This window comes from Mycolicibacterium thermoresistibile, assembly GCF_900187065.1.
Lineage (GTDB): Bacteria > Actinomycetota > Actinomycetes > Mycobacteriales > Mycobacteriaceae > Mycobacterium > Mycobacterium thermoresistibile.
This window is the reverse complement of sequence record NZ_LT906483.1, coordinates 4,404,207-4,418,207: the sequence shown is the minus strand read 5'-3', so window position 1 is coordinate 4,418,207 and position 14,001 is coordinate 4,404,207. Positions and strand designations below refer to the sequence as shown.

17 protein-coding genes are annotated in these 14,001 nt (G+C 67.5%); 16 read left to right on the top strand and 1 reads right to left on the bottom strand.

Translation table 11 applies throughout. From position 1 onward, the window contains the following. The first annotated feature begins 21 nt into the window (after positions 1 to 21). The 4 genes from CKW28_RS20900 (at position 22) to CKW28_RS24450 (ending at position 5,402) form a co-directional block, all read left to right on the top strand. The gene (locus tag CKW28_RS20900) at positions 22 to 1,893 is read left to right on the top strand and encodes a cupin domain-containing protein (RefSeq protein WP_040546628.1); all 1,872 of its coding nucleotides are present in this window, start codon (positions 22 to 24) and stop codon (positions 1,891 to 1,893) included. Next, on the top strand, positions 1,893 to 4,328 hold the full coding sequence (locus CKW28_RS20895; RefSeq protein WP_003925143.1) for a putative phage head morphogenesis protein: 2,436 nt from the start codon (positions 1,893 to 1,895) through the stop codon (positions 4,326 to 4,328). Before CKW28_RS20900 ends, CKW28_RS20895 begins: the two co-directional genes overlap by 1 nt. Then, entirely contained in the window at positions 4,291 to 4,518 is a 228-nt protein-coding gene (locus tag CKW28_RS24535) for a DUF7196 family protein (RefSeq protein ID WP_435405824.1), read from the top strand. Before CKW28_RS20895 ends, CKW28_RS24535 begins: the two co-directional genes overlap by 38 nt. Before the next feature lie 167 nt (positions 4,519 to 4,685). Then, the gene (locus CKW28_RS24450) at positions 4,686 to 5,402 is read left to right on the top strand and encodes a DUF4189 domain-containing protein (protein ID WP_081475469.1); all 717 of its coding nucleotides are present in this window, start codon (positions 4,686 to 4,688) and stop codon (positions 5,400 to 5,402) included. Positions 5,403 to 5,489: 87 nt separating this feature from the next. Here CKW28_RS24450 and CKW28_RS23710 read toward each other — a convergent pair whose 3' ends face one another. After that, positions 5,490 to 5,669 carry a hypothetical protein gene (locus CKW28_RS23710; RefSeq protein ID WP_157997578.1) on the bottom strand — a complete coding sequence of 60 codons (180 nt, stop codon included), beginning with the start codon at positions 5,667 to 5,669 and terminating at the stop codon, positions 5,490 to 5,492. A gap of 109 nt (positions 5,670 to 5,778) precedes the next feature. Here CKW28_RS23710 and CKW28_RS20875 point away from each other — a divergent pair, with 109 nt between their 5' ends. The 12 genes from CKW28_RS20875 (at position 5,779) to CKW28_RS20820 (ending at position 13,997) form a co-directional block, all read left to right on the top strand. Beyond that, positions 5,779 to 7,650 (top strand): major capsid protein, encoded by a 1,872-nt coding sequence (locus CKW28_RS20875; protein WP_235653884.1) that lies wholly within the window; start codon positions 5,779 to 5,781, stop codon positions 7,648 to 7,650. Positions 7,651 to 7,740: 90 nt separating this feature from the next. Then, positions 7,741 to 8,535, top strand: a complete 795-nt coding sequence (locus CKW28_RS20870) for a hypothetical protein (protein WP_040546624.1) — start codon at positions 7,741 to 7,743, stop codon at positions 8,533 to 8,535. Position 8,536: 1 nt separating this feature from the next. After that, a complete protein-coding gene (locus CKW28_RS20865) occupies positions 8,537 to 8,896 on the top strand; it encodes a hypothetical protein (RefSeq protein ID WP_003925138.1) in 360 nt (119 codons plus the stop codon). Between the two features lie 9 nt (positions 8,897 to 8,905). Next, positions 8,906 to 9,316 (top strand): triphosphoribosyl-dephospho-CoA synthase, encoded by a 411-nt coding sequence (locus tag CKW28_RS20860; protein ID WP_003925137.1) that lies wholly within the window; start codon positions 8,906 to 8,908, stop codon positions 9,314 to 9,316. Next, a complete protein-coding gene (locus CKW28_RS20855) occupies positions 9,309 to 9,797 on the top strand; it encodes a hypothetical protein (RefSeq protein ID WP_003925136.1) in 489 nt (162 codons plus the stop codon). The genes CKW28_RS20860 and CKW28_RS20855 overlap by 8 nt, the downstream gene beginning before the upstream one ends. Before the next feature lie 97 nt (positions 9,798 to 9,894). Next, on the top strand, positions 9,895 to 10,725 hold the full coding sequence (locus CKW28_RS20850; RefSeq protein WP_003925135.1) for a hypothetical protein: 831 nt from the start codon (positions 9,895 to 9,897) through the stop codon (positions 10,723 to 10,725). 17 nt (positions 10,726 to 10,742) lie between these two features. Beyond that, positions 10,743 to 11,354, top strand: coding sequence for a hypothetical protein (locus tag CKW28_RS20845; protein ID WP_003925134.1), 612 nt, complete (start codon positions 10,743 to 10,745; stop codon positions 11,352 to 11,354). 27 nt (positions 11,355 to 11,381) lie between these two features. Then, a complete protein-coding gene (locus tag CKW28_RS20840) occupies positions 11,382 to 12,140 on the top strand; it encodes a hypothetical protein (protein WP_040546620.1) in 759 nt (252 codons plus the stop codon). After that, positions 12,137 to 12,670 (top strand): hypothetical protein, encoded by a 534-nt coding sequence (locus CKW28_RS20835; protein ID WP_003925132.1) that lies wholly within the window; start codon positions 12,137 to 12,139, stop codon positions 12,668 to 12,670. The genes CKW28_RS20840 and CKW28_RS20835 overlap by 4 nt, the downstream gene beginning before the upstream one ends. Positions 12,671 to 12,755: 85 nt before the next feature. Continuing rightward, positions 12,756 to 13,073, top strand: coding sequence for a hypothetical protein (locus tag CKW28_RS20830; RefSeq protein ID WP_131588029.1), 318 nt, complete (start codon positions 12,756 to 12,758; stop codon positions 13,071 to 13,073). Further along, a complete protein-coding gene (locus CKW28_RS20825; RefSeq protein WP_003925130.1) occupies positions 13,060 to 13,464 on the top strand; it encodes a hypothetical protein in 405 nt (134 codons plus the stop codon). The genes CKW28_RS20830 and CKW28_RS20825 overlap by 14 nt, the downstream gene beginning before the upstream one ends. A 35-nt stretch (positions 13,465 to 13,499) precedes the next feature. Further along, positions 13,500 to 13,997 carry a hypothetical protein gene (locus CKW28_RS20820; RefSeq protein WP_003925129.1) on the top strand — a complete coding sequence of 166 codons (498 nt, stop codon included), beginning with the start codon at positions 13,500 to 13,502 and terminating at the stop codon, positions 13,995 to 13,997. Positions 13,998 to 14,001: the final 4 nt, after the last annotated feature.

Below are 14,001 nucleotides of genomic sequence, written 5' to 3'. Positions count from 1 at the left end.
AGCTTGGTTACCGTCGCGGTCGTGGCAGCTCCGGAAATGCGTGTCGTTCGGCGCCGTAAAGGCGCGGCTCTGGTCGCCTCCGGTGCACTGCGGGCGTTGACGGCAGCCAGCGCGCCGGTTGACGATCCCGCACAGATCTTCAAGGCCGGCGTGGTGGGCCGCCGGGGTGCGGAGTGGCAGACCGAAGCGTGGGAGATGCTGGACCGGGTCGGTGAGCTCGGCTGGTATGTGCGGTGGCGCGCCAACTCCTGCTCCCGGGTGCGGCTGGTCGCCTCCGAGATCGACCCGCTGACCGGTGAACCGACAGGTAGTGTCGCCGATGATGATCCGGCGGGGCAGCGGTTCGCCCAGATCGTGCGCAGCATCGCCGGTGGACAGCTCGGCCAGGCGCAGCTGATCAAACGGTCGGTTCAGTGCTTGACGGTGCCTGGCGAGTTTTGGGTCGCGATACTCGTCCGGCCGGAAGGCGAGAAGTGGTACGCGGTCACGCGGGAAGAGATCGAGCGCGACCCCCAGAACTCGAAGGCGGTCCTGATCGTCCTGCCCGACGGCACCAAGCACCGGTTCGACACGGGCGCCGGGGACGGCATGTTCCGGGTGTGGAATCCGCACGCCAAGAGGGCATCTGAGCCGGACAGCCCAGTGCGGGCGAATCTGGATTCGCTGCGTGAGATCGTGCGCACGACGAAGAAGATCACCAACGCCGACAACTCGCGGCTGTTGAATAATGGGATTCTGGCGATCCCGCAGGAGGCGTCGCTGCCGTCGGCGCAAGCCCCGACGGCGGCTGACAAGCCGGCCGGCGCGCCGGAGCTTTCGCAGGGCGGCCATGCGGCCCGGGCGTTGCAGGACATGATCGTGAGTGTCGCCACTGTCGCCGCGGAAGAGGGCGAGAACTCGTTGGCGTCGCTGATCCCGATCGTCGCCTCGGTGCCGGCCGAGCATGTCGACAAGATCAAGCACGTCAAGCTGTCCGATGATGTGACTGACGTGGCGATCAAGACCCGCAACGATGGGATCGCACGGCTGGCGATGGGTTTGGACATGGCGCCGGAGCAGCTGCTCGGGTTGGGTCGCAATTCGAACCACTGGACCGCGTTCATGCTGGCCGACGAAGATGTGCAGCTGCATGTCTCGCCGGTGATGGAGACGATCTGCTCGGCAATCTACGACAACGTGCTGCGCGGCATGCTCGACGCCGAGGGGATCGACCCGGACCGGTACACGCTGTGGTACGACACGTCGCGGCTGACGGCCGACCCGGATCTGACCGACGAGGCGCGGGACGCGTTCGAAAAGGGCGCAATCTCGTCCGAGGCGCTGCTGCGGATCTACGGGCTGCCAGACGACGCCGCCTACGACTTCACAACCCCCGAGGGGCGCCGGAAGTGGGCGCAGGACAGGGTCAGCCAGGACCCGCGGTGGATCCGTGAACTACTGCCGCTGCTGGACCCGTCGATGCAGGAGATTGAGTTCCCGGAGCCGCCGCCGGCGCTTCCCGCCCGATCTGAGCCGCCCAGGGATGACCGGTCGGGATCCGAGCGTGGGCAGGAGCCTGACACGGAGGACAACGAGCCGTCGGGGCGGGATTCAGCGTCAGCGGCGGACGGCGTGTCGATGGCGGTCGAGTTGATGGTCACGCGGGCGCTGGAGCTGGCGGGCAAGCGCCGGCGGCGGCGATCCGATATGGAGCGGCTCCGTGACGTGCCTGAGTACGAATACCACCGGTACATGGATCCGGTCGCCGACTCAGACGTGCCGGGCCTGATCAAGGGCTGGGACCTCGGTCTGGATGAGATCGCCGCCCGCTACGGGCTCGATGCCGATCAGTTGCGTGTGGTGGTGCAGCGTGAGGCGCGGCGCCAGTTGACGTCTCAGGTGGTGGATGTCTGATGTGGCCGACACCGGGTGAGGCGCTGTCGCACACGATCGATGCAGAGGCCGCGGTCGCGGATCTGTATGCGGAGGCGCTGCGACGGTGGGCGCCGCACGGGCGGGCGGCGGTGCTGCCCAGCCTCGACGCCACGGTGGTCACGGGGGAGTCGGGGATTGTGGCGTCGACGCTGCCGCCCGACCCGGATGCGTTGGAGCGGACGCAAAGCATCTGGGATGAGATCGCTGAGGCGGTGATTCTTGGCGGGCTGGGTCTGTTGTGGGCGGTGACGTTCGTGCGAGCGCGGCGTGCGCTCGGCCTGGACGGGCCCGAATCGGGCGACGTGGACGAGGTGCTCGATACCGACAGCGTCCCGGTGGACGCGTCGGCGCTGTCGATCGTGGCCCGCGCCGCGGACGCGACGCCGACCGAAGTGCGTGAGGCCGCTGCGGCGGTCCGGGCAGTTGCTGCACCCCGTCAAGCGGTGGACGATTTCACCGCGACGCGTCGGCCGGTCGTCTCCGCGACGCTCGGTGTGGTGCGGAAAACGGTGTCCGTCGCGGTGGCCGCAGTCCCGGAGACGATGGCCGGCCAGGCTGCTGCGGTGCGTGCGGTGGCTGCCGACGTGCTCGACCCGGATTCGCAGCCCATGCGCGATATCGCCCGCAACGAGGGCTACCAGGCCGCCGGCGTCATGAACCACGCGGTCGTGGAGGCTGCCCGCGGCTCAGATGAGGAGCTGGAGAAGACCTGGATCTGCACGATCGACGGCAAGACCCGGCCGACACATTGGGCGGCCGATGGGCAGCGGGTGCCGCTGGACGGGAAGTTCACGATTGGCACCGAGCAGCTGGCGTATCCGGGTGATGAGTCGGCTCATCCGCGGGAGTGGAAGAACTGCCGGTGTCGGGTTGGGATTCTGGCGCCGGATGAGCCGCTGCCCGATGAGGTCGACCGGCACACTGAGCGGCTCGATGGCCGCGACAGCGTGGTGATCCACCGGCAAGGCCGCACCCAGGCAGAGGAGATTGAGCGCCGCGCCAAGGCCGGCAATGTGCGGGCGCGTGACGACGAGGACGGGATCGGACGTGTGGCGTCCGCTGGGTGGACCGCACTGAGTGAACAGGAGTACGACATGGTCAACGAGCTGGCCGCCGCCGCTGACGACACCAGCAACGACGAGACATTCCTGACGTTCACCGACGCGCTGTTCGCGGTCACCGGTGTGCCGACGTCGGATGGGCGCATGTTGTCCGCTGACATCGACCTGTCGTTCCGTGACACCCCGATGCCGCTGCAGTGGTGCGAGGAAATGGAGGGCGGGCATCACGGATCCGTCACCGTCGGTGTTATTGAGTCGATCGCGCTCAAGGACGGTGAGGTGCGGGCGTCCGGGTACCTGCTCAACAACGAGCACGCGGTCAAGGCGATCGACCTCATCGCCCACGGTGTGTGCAACCCGTCGGTGGATCTGGGCAGCGTCGAGTGGGTGGCCACCGACGAGGACGGCAACGTCGTCACCGAGGAGAACTACGAAGACGGAATGACCGTCTACATGACGGTCACGAAAGCCGAGGTGTTGGCCACCACTATCGTGGCCATCCCGGCGTTCGGGGAGACCAGGATCGCGCTTAACGAGGAACGGGAGCACCGCGACAAGACGCTGGTCGCGTCCGCCGAGGGATTCCGGCCGCGCGTGTACGACCCACAGATGTTCGCCGATCCGCAGTTGTCGGGTCCGACACCGATCCAGATGGACCCCGAGACCGGCCGTGTATTCGGGCATGTGGCGTGCTGGGCAGAACGGCACCGGTCGGTCGGGCTGGGGCACATGCACCCGCCGCGGTCGAAGTCGGGCTACGAGCATTTCCACTCCAGCCCGCCGGTGCACCTGTCGGACGGCACACTGCTGCCGGTCGGCCGGCTCACTGTGGGCACCGGTCACGCGGATACGCGGCTCGGGCCGGCCGCGGCGGCTGCTCACTACGACAACACGGGCGCCTGCTGGGCGCTGGTGCGTGCGGGTGAGGATACGCACGGGATCTGGGTGTCAGGTGTGGTGGCGCCGTGGGCGACTCCCGAGCAGGTGGAGATGGGGTTAGCGTCTCCGCTGTCCGGTGATTGGCGGCCGTTCGGCCGCGACCTGGAGCTGGTCGCGGTCTTGTCGGTGAATACCCCCGGGTTTTTGTGCCGGGGTTCGACGGACAGTCGCGGCAACCCGACAGCACTGGTCGCGTCGTTGTCACCACGCCCGGGCGCCGACGCTTCGGCCGGCCATCTGACGCTGGCGGACATTAAGGCGGCGATGGCGGAGGCGATCGCTGAGGAACGCCGCAACCACGAGCTGGCGCAGCGGAGGGCCGAGGTCCTGGCCCGCGCCGAGCAGGCGGTCGGCGCACCGCCCAAGCCACCGACGCATGCGGATCGAGTTGCCGCGCTGCTGGAAAGGATCTGACCCGATGGGTTGCGGATGCCGGGGCAAGAAGCGCGCCGGGACGCGAGCATCGTCTGGCGCGAAGGTCGTGGGGTTCGACTATGTGCCGCCAGGTGGTGGTGATCCGATCCGGTTCATGACCTCGATGGAAGCGCTGCTCGAGCAGCGCAAACGTGGCGGCGGCACCATCTACCAAGTCACCAGCGACTGACTTCGACCTTCGCGCGCAGCGTGCCCTCGTTCGGGCCCGAGATTCAAGAGATGGTTTGCTGGAAGATCGACTGCCGTTTCACTGTCTGCTCGTCAAGAGTTAGCTACGATACCCCTTACGGGGTGACCGCGAGCACGCCTGAAAGAATCCGTTGAGGGCTGGGGGGAATGCCTACACACGATGAGGTGCCTAATTTTCATCAGGCGCCAACCGAGCTTGCACCGTCAGCAGACGCGACTGAAACCAACCTGGCGTGGTCGCTTGCGGACGAGGAGCCGGAACCGAAGTGGACACCGCACCGAATCACGGCCGGCGCGCTCGCAGCCAGCCTTACTGCAATCGGGGCCGCTGGCGTAGTGGCAGCTATACAACTGCACACCCCCAGTGCTCCGAAACCAGAATCACGCTCTTCGGAAACTACGACAGTAACCACGCTCGCGACGCCTCCGCCGCCGATCGCGCCTCCACCTCCTGCGGCGGAACCCGAGGTCACGAAACCAGCTGAATCACCACCTTCCACTGTCACCACGGTGATCGTGCAAACTCCTGCGCCTCCGTCGGCCGTGGTGGTTCCGCCGCAGCCGGCTCCGACGGTCGGAAACTGGGGCGCGATCGCATTCTCGCGCTATACCGGAAACGTTGGCTACACACAGTATTTCCCTACTCGGTTCGCCGCCGAGACGGCCGCCGTAAGCCAGTGCGCCGCGTTCGATTGCGTTGCGGTGGTCCACTTCTCCAACGCATGTGGAGCGATCGCGCAGGGGATCGACCTCACCTGGGGGTGGGGTTGGGACGCAACCCCATTTGGCGCGCAGAGTGCTGCCATAGCTTCCTGCAGTACGGCGGGAATCGGGTGCCGGCCCCTCGGATGGATATGCAGCTGATGCCGACCCGCTGAACGGCCCCCACCTTGGATGGTGGGGGCCGCTTGCCGCTTTTGTCGCGTTTGCCAGACGCTGACACCCATGATGCTATCCGCGCCAGGTGACGATTTCGACGCCTGGCACTTCGTGGGCGGCGCGGGCGACGACGTGCCGCCACCACCGCGCAGGCAGATGCCCGGTGTCGGGGCGGGACGCGTGCATGTCCTCGTCCCGGCGGTACACCGCGACCACGGGGTCGCGGCGTAGCGCGTCGACCAGCTCGGTCACCGCCTGCGCCGTGATCGCCTCGATCTGCTCAACTTCGTCGCGGATGCGTGCGGGGATGGGGTCGCGGCCGGCCTCCCACGACCCTAAAACAGGGTGCGCAAGGGTTTTGGTGTTCCCGCTGCACCCTGTGCTCATAGCTTGTTGCGGCAGAGAGTTCCTGCTGGCTGCGGGCCGAGGGGCGATCCGACAGGCAAGGTTTCACACCTTTGAGACAGGAGTTACCGCAGTGAAGTTCACCCTGCCCGATCAGTTGCCCGTCACTGTCGCCGAGCTGGACGAACTCGCCGACCAGGCGACCAAAGAGATCCGCGTGTACCAGACCCGCCACGAAGCTGGCGACGAGCTGTCGGTCGAGGACGCCGAACGGTTGGAGTACCTGCTGGATTCGCGGGACAAGATCATCGCGGCCCGCGACGAGGCCGCCAGCGCCGAGCAGGACCACACCAGCCGGCTGGCCAGCCTGCTGGACCGAGCCAACGCCCCGGCCGCCGAGGAGTCTGCTGAGGACACCACCGACGCGGACAGCGACGACGCCAGCGAGTCCGGCGAGGTTATCGCCGAAGCCGAGCAGATCACCGAGGAAGCCGCCGAGGAGCAGCAGGCGGTTGCCGCGTCCGCGCAGCGTCCCGTGACGTTCGCCGGAGCCGCACCAGCGGATCAGCTGCCTGACGCCGCGGAGGACACCGGTGAGCCTGCCAAGCGGTGGGAGCTGCTGCCATCGGCGCCGCGGTACGCCAGCTTCGGCACCGAGAAGGTCACCTCCCGGGAGATCGCGCTGGCGATCGATTCCGTGAAGCCCGGGCAGCGCACCGGGATGCAGCCGACCGGCCGCCGTGATCTGGCCGGCGTGGCGTTCGCCACCCAGGCGATCGCGAAGATGGAACGCCCGCACGGCACGATCATCGAAGACCCGCAGCAGCTGCACGTGGCGCTGGACCGTCTCGCCGACGAGATCCCCGGCCACGGTGCGGTGTCCGCGCAGACGCTGGTCGCATCCGGCGGCTGGTGCGCACCCAGCGAGCAGCTGTACGACTTCTGCGATACTCCGGCCGCGGCGAACCTGATCTCGCTGCCGGAGATCACGATCCGCCGTGGCGGCATCCGGTTCCCCGCCGAGCCGGATTTCTCCGAGCTGCTGACCGGGTTCCACTTCACTGAGACGGAGCTGGAAGCCACCGACCAAGAAGGCAATCCGACGGCGATCAAGGATTGCGTCGAGGTGCCCTGCCCCGACGAGATGGTCGAGTACCGGCTCGAGGCGATCGGCTGGTGCGTCAAGGCCGGGATCCTGCAGCGGCAGGGTTGGCCGGAGCTGATCCAGAAGTTCATTGACGAATTCCTGGTCGCGCACCAGTACCGGGTGTCGGCGCTGACGGTGTCAAAGATGGTTGCGGCGTCGGTGGCGAAGACTGTTCCGACCGATGCGGTGCTGGGCGCCACCTCGGGTGTGCTCAACGGTCTTCACGTGCAGGCGCGAAACCTGCAGCTCAAGACTCGCAAGGCCACCATCGAAGGCGTCGCGCCGGTGTGGTTCCGCGACGTGCTGCGGGCCGACCTCGCCCTGCGCGAGGGCCTGGACGTGCTGGCCGTGACCGACGCGCAGATCGACAACTGGCTCGCGGTACGCGGTATCTACCTGCAGTACGAGCACACCTGGCAGTCCCTCGATGAGGGCAAGCCCGGGCACCTGGACACCACGTGGTGGCCGGACAGCGTGCAGGTGCTGCTGTACCCGGCCGGCGCGTTCTTCCGCAGCCTGGACAACGTCATCACGCTCGGCGTCCAGTACCCGATGGAGCAGGTGCAGCAAAACCGCTATACCCACGGGTTCGTCGAGGATGCGTTCCTCGTCGGGAAGCGGTGCGACCCGTCGCTGCTGGTGACTGTGCCGCTGTGCGTCAACGGCGCTGTCGGCGCGCGGGAGCAGATCGTCTGCACAGGAGCTGACAACGGTTCGGGTGAGGGCGAAGGCGAAGGCTAAGCCGGCCGCGGATGAGCGAGGCGGGCAGCGTGAATCTCTCCGAGGCGGTTCACGTCTGCCCGCCTTCCCCAATCTGAGAGGACGGGACGTATGACTACCGCGCTGATGCCGGTGCAGTTCGACGCGCCGCTGGTCAACCCAGCGCCCAACGGATTGTTCGCCGCGGTGATTTGGCAGCCGTGGGAGGGGCCGCTGCGGTTCCTCGAGGGCGTCGACATCACCGTGTTCAACTACGGCGGCGCCGAATCGTTCGGGGTGTGGCGAGCCGACTGGTGCACCACCTCAAAGGATCTCGAGCCCACGGATGTGAAAACCGGTGAGCGTCCCACGATGCCGGACACGTTCACGGCGATGACCACCTGGGCATACGACGAGTGCGACCTGACTAAGCGCAGCCGTGAGGAGGTCCTCACCCGAGCCGAGCAGGTCCACCGGCTGCAGGAACCCAACGCCGCCGAAACCGAGTTCGCCACCCGTCTGTTGGCTGATACGGGTGCCGCCGACCCGGCCGCCGACATCACCGCCGCGCTGGCCGCATTGGAGGCTGGGTTGGCGCGCACCAACACCGTAGGCGTGATTCACGCCGGTGCGCAGTGGGCGGCGCCGGCGGCGCAAGCCGGGCTGATCGTCCGTTCCGGCGCCGGGCTCAAGACACCGCTGGGTCATACGTGGGTGTTCGGCGGCGGCTACGTCGATGCACTCGACGATGTGTTGGTGGCGACGTCCCCGGTGTTGGGGTGGCGCGGCCCGGTCGAGGTGCGCGATGCGATGGTGCTGAAGCGCAACCGGTTCGGAGCGATCGCGGAGCGGTCTCTGGTGCTCGGTTACGAATCCGTGATCGGCGCGGCGGAGATCACGCAGGATCAGGGAAGCGACGGGGAGTGACATGCCTGCCGGTGTTGAGGTCACCGTCGTTGACGGGTTCGCCACCATCGATTTCGTGGACCGGTCCAAACGGGGACCAGGGCTGGCGGCGCTGCTCGAGGTGGGCGGCCCGGATCTGGTGCAGACGCTGACCCGGGAGGGCCCGCGACGGCTGTACCGGGTGCCGGAGGGCAACGCTCGAGCAGCGGGGCTGCTCGACGTACCAGCGCAGCCCGCTCCGACCGCGCCGGATCGCCGTGCGCCCGACGACAGCTGGAGCCGCGCGGAGTTGAACGCGTACGCGGTCAGCATCGGCATCGAATCACCGGAGAAGCTACGAAGTAAGGAAGCGGTCCTCAACGCGATCAGACACGCCGGGTGAGGTGTCACCGTGACGTGGCGACTGGTCCGCGATGACGCGCTGCAGTTCGTTCAGCTCTACCTGCTGGCCGTGGCCGTGGTTCGCGGCGTCGACTATCTCATCACCCCACCCGGGTCGTCGGCGGTCTTGTACTTCATCGAGCGCGCCGCGCCGCTGCCGGTGTGGGCGCTGATGTTCATCACCCTCGGCATCGTCGGCATAGCCGGGGAATGGTGGATCGGCTTCGGCGCCAGCCCGCATCGGTGGCTGGCGTCCTACGTAGCGCACGCCGCGCTGGCCAGCGTCTACACCGCCGTCGGCGTCGGTGCGCTGATCGAAATCCTCAGCCGACAACCGATCTACGGATTCCGCACCCCTGTCGAATGGCTGCTCATCGCAGCCATGCACGCGATATTCGTGCGGAGGAGAGAGCGTGTCTGACCCGGAACGCGTGTTGTTGTCGGACCTCCCGCCATCCCTGCTGCTGATTCTCGCGATCGTGGTGTTCCTGGCCTACACGCTGCCGCGAATCGCGGAAGCATCAGAGGCGGCGGCCAAACTGCTCGGACCGATCGGCCGGTACTGGCGCGAACGAGGATTGACCCGCGCTGAACAGCACCGCGCCGAAGTGCAGCGTGAAGCCCGCCAGTTGGCGAAAGCGATTGTCGCCGAGGTCACCCCGCCGGACTACGCCGAGATGGAACGCCGGCTGGCAAACATGGACCGCCGGATCAAGGTGCTCGAAGAATCCGATCAAATTCAGCGGGCCTACATCATCTACGACGAGCACTGGCACTTCGCCGACGAGATGGCCGCTGTCCGAAACCCCGAATGCACACCGGCGCCCAGGTACACGTTCGACCAGTTCAAGGAGCGGTGGCGCCAGGGCTGGCGGCCCGGCCGGCCATCCCCACAGCACTGACCGGTCGGATGCACCCACCCCTCTTACTGTGCGGATCAGCCTCGGAGCACCTGAACACCCGGCGCGCAGCGCCCCATAGCAGGAGGACAGCCAGCACATGGCTCATGCAGTCGTCAAGGGCTACAAGCTCCGCGCAACCAAGGTGGATTCGTGCGGGCTTCCGATCGAGGGGCCAGCGAACCGGCTCGTCACCGACGGTTTCATCCGAGTGAACCTCGACCCAAACATGCGGGACGCGGAGGAGATCGAGCAGGCCAACGCCGCCGGCGAGATTTGCGTCGCTGACCGCACCCCGCCGGAGCGGAAGTGGTGGAACACCGAAATCCAGCTGTGCCGGGTTGATCCGGACCTCTACGCGCTGGTCGCGTCCTGGGCTCGGGTGCTCGACTACGACGGCAAGCCCATCGGCTTTCGGGACCGCGCCAAGGTCGACACCGATACCGGTGTGATGTTCGAGCTGTGGACTGGCGGCGACGGCGACGACGACTGCCCGCCGCCGGAGGACGACTCGATCTTCTCCGCGGCGGCTTCCGGACGCCAGTACGGCTACGTGGCGTTCGCCGGCACGGAGTTCGTATCCGGCCCGCTGACGGTGGAAGCTGCGGCGTCGACGTTCACCCTCACGGGTCGCACGATCGCCCCGAAGAACTGGGGTCGCGGACCGTACAACGTCGCGGCAATCGACAGCTCCGGCACGGCGGGTCGGCTGCTGGTGCCGGCCTACGACCCGGACGATGACAACCACATCGTGCACTTCCGCACACCGGTCGCGCCGCCGGAGGTCACCGACGGCGCTGTGCCGCTGGACATCACCAGCACCTTCACGCCCCCGAACTACTACTTCGGCGGCCCGGGCGGTGAGCCGGCCGCGGACGTGGCGCCGGACCAGCCCGACAACGGTTCCGGTGAGGGTGAGGGCGAAGGATAGCCCTGGCCCGCCCGCAGGTGACTGAACGGCGGCCGGACACGCTGCTCATGCTCAGCGGGGGCATCGACTCCGCATACTGCCTGTGGCAGCGTGTCCGCGCCGGCCAGTACACCCGTACGCACCACGTGTCGTTGGCCGATCACGAAGGCCGGCGCGACGTGGAGGACCGCGCCGTGCAGCAGATCCTGGACTGGATGCGCCGCAACGGTGGCGAGGGTCTGATCGAGCACACCAGCTCGGCCATGGATTTTCGGGACATGTGGATCCCGAAGAACTTTCACGCCTGGGCTTATTGGGCCGGCGCGATCATGGCCTCACCGCGCGGCCAGTCGATCACCACTGTGATCCTGCCCCGGCATTCCGACGCGTTCCGCGGCGGACCCAACTCGCCCGGCGCCCGGAAGTCCGACGCCGCATACCGCGGACACATCAAGCTCATCTGCGGACGCGAGCCGAGGCTGTCGCTGCCGATGGCGCATCTGACGAAGGCCGAAGCGGTGGCGGCGATGCCGGAGGATCTGCTGCGGCTGTGCTGGTGGTGCCGCCGACCCCGCGCTGGTCAGCCGTGCCACAAGTGCATGACCTGCCGCCAGGTCGATCCAGCATTGGCCGCACGCTGGCGGCGTTGAGCACCCTCGGTTCGTACCGTGAGCGCCATGTCGTGCGACTGGCCAATCGACCGGGCATGCCTGCCCGAGCCTCCGAATCTCGGCGACGAGCCGACACCTGAGGAGCAGGCCGCCTACGACCTGGCGGTCGCGCAGCGGTCCTCAGCTGAGGACCTGGCCGTGCACGTCCTGTGGGCGCTATCGGGGCGGCAATTCGGGGTGTGTGAGGCCACGGTGCGGCCATGCCCGCCGTTGGGATATCCGCGGTCGACGTCGATAGCACTCTGGGACGGAACCGGCTGGGCGACTGCGGGTTGCGGCTGCGTCGGCAACTGTGTGCGGTCGGGTCCGTCGATGGTGCATCTGCCTGGCCCGGTCGCGACGCCGACCGACGACCACCCGCTCGAGGTCACCATCGCCGGGGAAACCCTCGACCCGGCCGAGTACGTGGTCGAGGGCGATGTCTTGTACCGGGGCGGCGGCAAGTCCTGGCCGGGCCAGAATCTCGCCCGCCCACTCGGTGAGTCGGGCACATGGTCGGTGACCTACTGGCGCGGCACCCCGGTACCTCCCGGCGTCGACAGGTTGACCGGACTGCTGGCCAAGGAGTTCCTGGCCGCCTGCCACGGTGATGAGAAGTGCCGCCTGCCGCGCAACGTCGCCCAGATCGCCCGCCAGGGCGTGACATACCGCTACGAGCTGGCGTCGGTGATCCATGCGGCCGGCAAGACCGGATTACCGGAGGTTGATCTGTGGCTGGCGGCGGTCAACCCCAACAAGCTGGCGGCGGGACCGGTGGTGCTGTGACCGCGCCCCACTGCGTCGATGACGCCAGCGCGGTGGTGAACCAGTTCATCTCGTCCATGCTCAAGGCGTTCGACCCCAACTCGGAGTGCCCACCGCTGGGTGGCGGGTCGACCACAGTGCGGTTCTTCGCCGGAGATGGTGCTCTGCCATCGTGGAACCCGCACGGAACCGGCTGCGACGAGCCGATGCTGTGGGTGCGGGTCGCGCACCGCTATCGATCGAAAATCGGGTCGTTTCCAACCGCCTATGTGGGTGACGCCTCCTGCGGTAACGCTGACATACGCCGGGCGTTGGCGGTGGAGGTCGGGGTCGGCCGGTGCACCACGATGGACGCCGACCCGGATTGGGACACTCTGTCGCAGGAAGCCGAGATCAGCTTGGACGACTCGTGGCGGATCGAGCAAGTCCTGTGCCACGCGGCGAAGCGTCTCCAATCGCCGCAGCGTGCAGTGGCCATCGATACGGTCGCACCGTTCGGGCCCGAAGGCGGCCTGATCGCATGGACAGGCATGGCATACGTCCAACTGTGAGGAGCAAACGATGGCGCAGCACGTGACGATCGAGGGAAGCAGGATCACCCCGTCGGACGCGTTGGGCCGCGGCGAGCGGCGCACCGTGGAACTGACCGACCGCGTGCGACGGTTGATCGCGATCGGCGCCGTCGTGGTCGTTGACGACAATCCGGCTACCGAACCGGTGGAGCAGGCCGACAGCACGCCAGACGGTGGAGGATTGTTGCCGCCGGGCCCGAACCTCGCTGACTCTGCCGATCTGACGCCGCTCGAACCGCTCATGATCGAGCCGCCGGCACTCAACGCCAGCCGGCGCGCCTGGGCGGAGTTTCTGACCAGCCGCGGCATCGAGTTCGATGATGATGCGATCCGCGACGACCTGATCGAGATCTGGGAGAACCACTCAGGTGGCGACGGTTAGAGTCACCTTCCGGCTCGATGAGGCCGCGCTCGATAGCGAGGTCGAGTCGATCGGGCGGCGGCGGCTGGCGTCGCTGCAGCGCCGCATCGCCACCCAGGCCCGCGCCGACGTTCCGGTGCTGACCGGCCATCTGGGCCGCTCTATCCGGGAGCTTCCGATCAAGGTGTCGGGGCCACGGGTGGTCACTGGTGGGGTGGAGGCGACCGCCGACTACGCGGCCCCCGTCCATGAAGGCTCGGCGGCGCATGTGATTCGGCCGCGCAAGGCCAAGGCGTTGCGGTTCCAGATCGGTGGCCGCACGGTGTTCGCCCGGATGGTGCGGCATCCTGGGACGAAGGCACGGCCATTCCTGCGTAACGCGGCCCAGCGCATCGCCTCCCAAGAGCGCTGACTGCTGTTGCACCCGGGGTCGGCAGGCTACGAGCCATGACCACGTTTGCCTCGGACGGAACCCCCAAACCTGAACCTGCAGAGCCCCAGCCGGCCGCCGACCCGTCGACCGTCGAGCCTGTCCCGGCCGCCGTCCCCGCGGCCAGCGGCGCCGACACCGGCGAATCGCTGCCCGCTGTGCAGACCGCAAACACCGACGTCGCCGCCCCGGAGGATGACTGGCCGCACGACTGGCTCGAGTTCAAGGGCGACACGCTCGCCGTTCGCGTCCCGACCCCACAGGCCATGGCCGCGCTCTCCCAAGGGCTCGGAAAGTTCATCCCACCGCAGGAGCAGAACGACATCAGCGGGTTGTTCATCGCCCGCCACCTGTCCCCGCAGGCGTATGCGCGGGTGTTCTCTCGGCTGATGGACCCAGACGACGCCGACTACGACCCGAACACGATCGGGGAGCTCGTCGGGGCGCTGCTCAACGCCGGTGTGGAGAAGTACAAGCAGCAGACGGGCTCAGCAAATCCAGAGACCTCGGAGTAGCACC

Coding starts and splice junctions, on each gene's coding strand:
- CKW28_RS20870 (WP_040546624.1), top strand. CDS start 7,741: ATGACTACCGCGCTGATGCCGGTGCAGTTCGACGCGCCGCTGGTCAAC.
- CKW28_RS24450 (WP_081475469.1), top strand. CDS start 4,686: ATGCCTACACACGATGAGGTGCCTAATTTTCATCAGGCGCCAACCGAG.
- CKW28_RS20840 (WP_040546620.1), top strand. CDS start 11,382: ATGTCGTGCGACTGGCCAATCGACCGGGCATGCCTGCCCGAGCCTCCG.
- CKW28_RS20820 (WP_003925129.1), top strand. CDS start 13,500: ATGACCACGTTTGCCTCGGACGGAACCCCCAAACCTGAACCTGCAGAG.
- CKW28_RS24535 (WP_435405824.1), top strand. CDS start 4,291: ATGCGGATCGAGTTGCCGCGCTGCTGGAAAGGATCTGACCCGATGGGT.
- CKW28_RS20865 (WP_003925138.1), top strand. CDS start 8,537: ATGCCTGCCGGTGTTGAGGTCACCGTCGTTGACGGGTTCGCCACCATC.
- CKW28_RS20895 (WP_003925143.1), top strand. CDS start 1,893: ATGTGGCCGACACCGGGTGAGGCGCTGTCGCACACGATCGATGCAGAG.
- CKW28_RS20850 (WP_003925135.1), top strand. CDS start 9,895: ATGGCTCATGCAGTCGTCAAGGGCTACAAGCTCCGCGCAACCAAGGTG.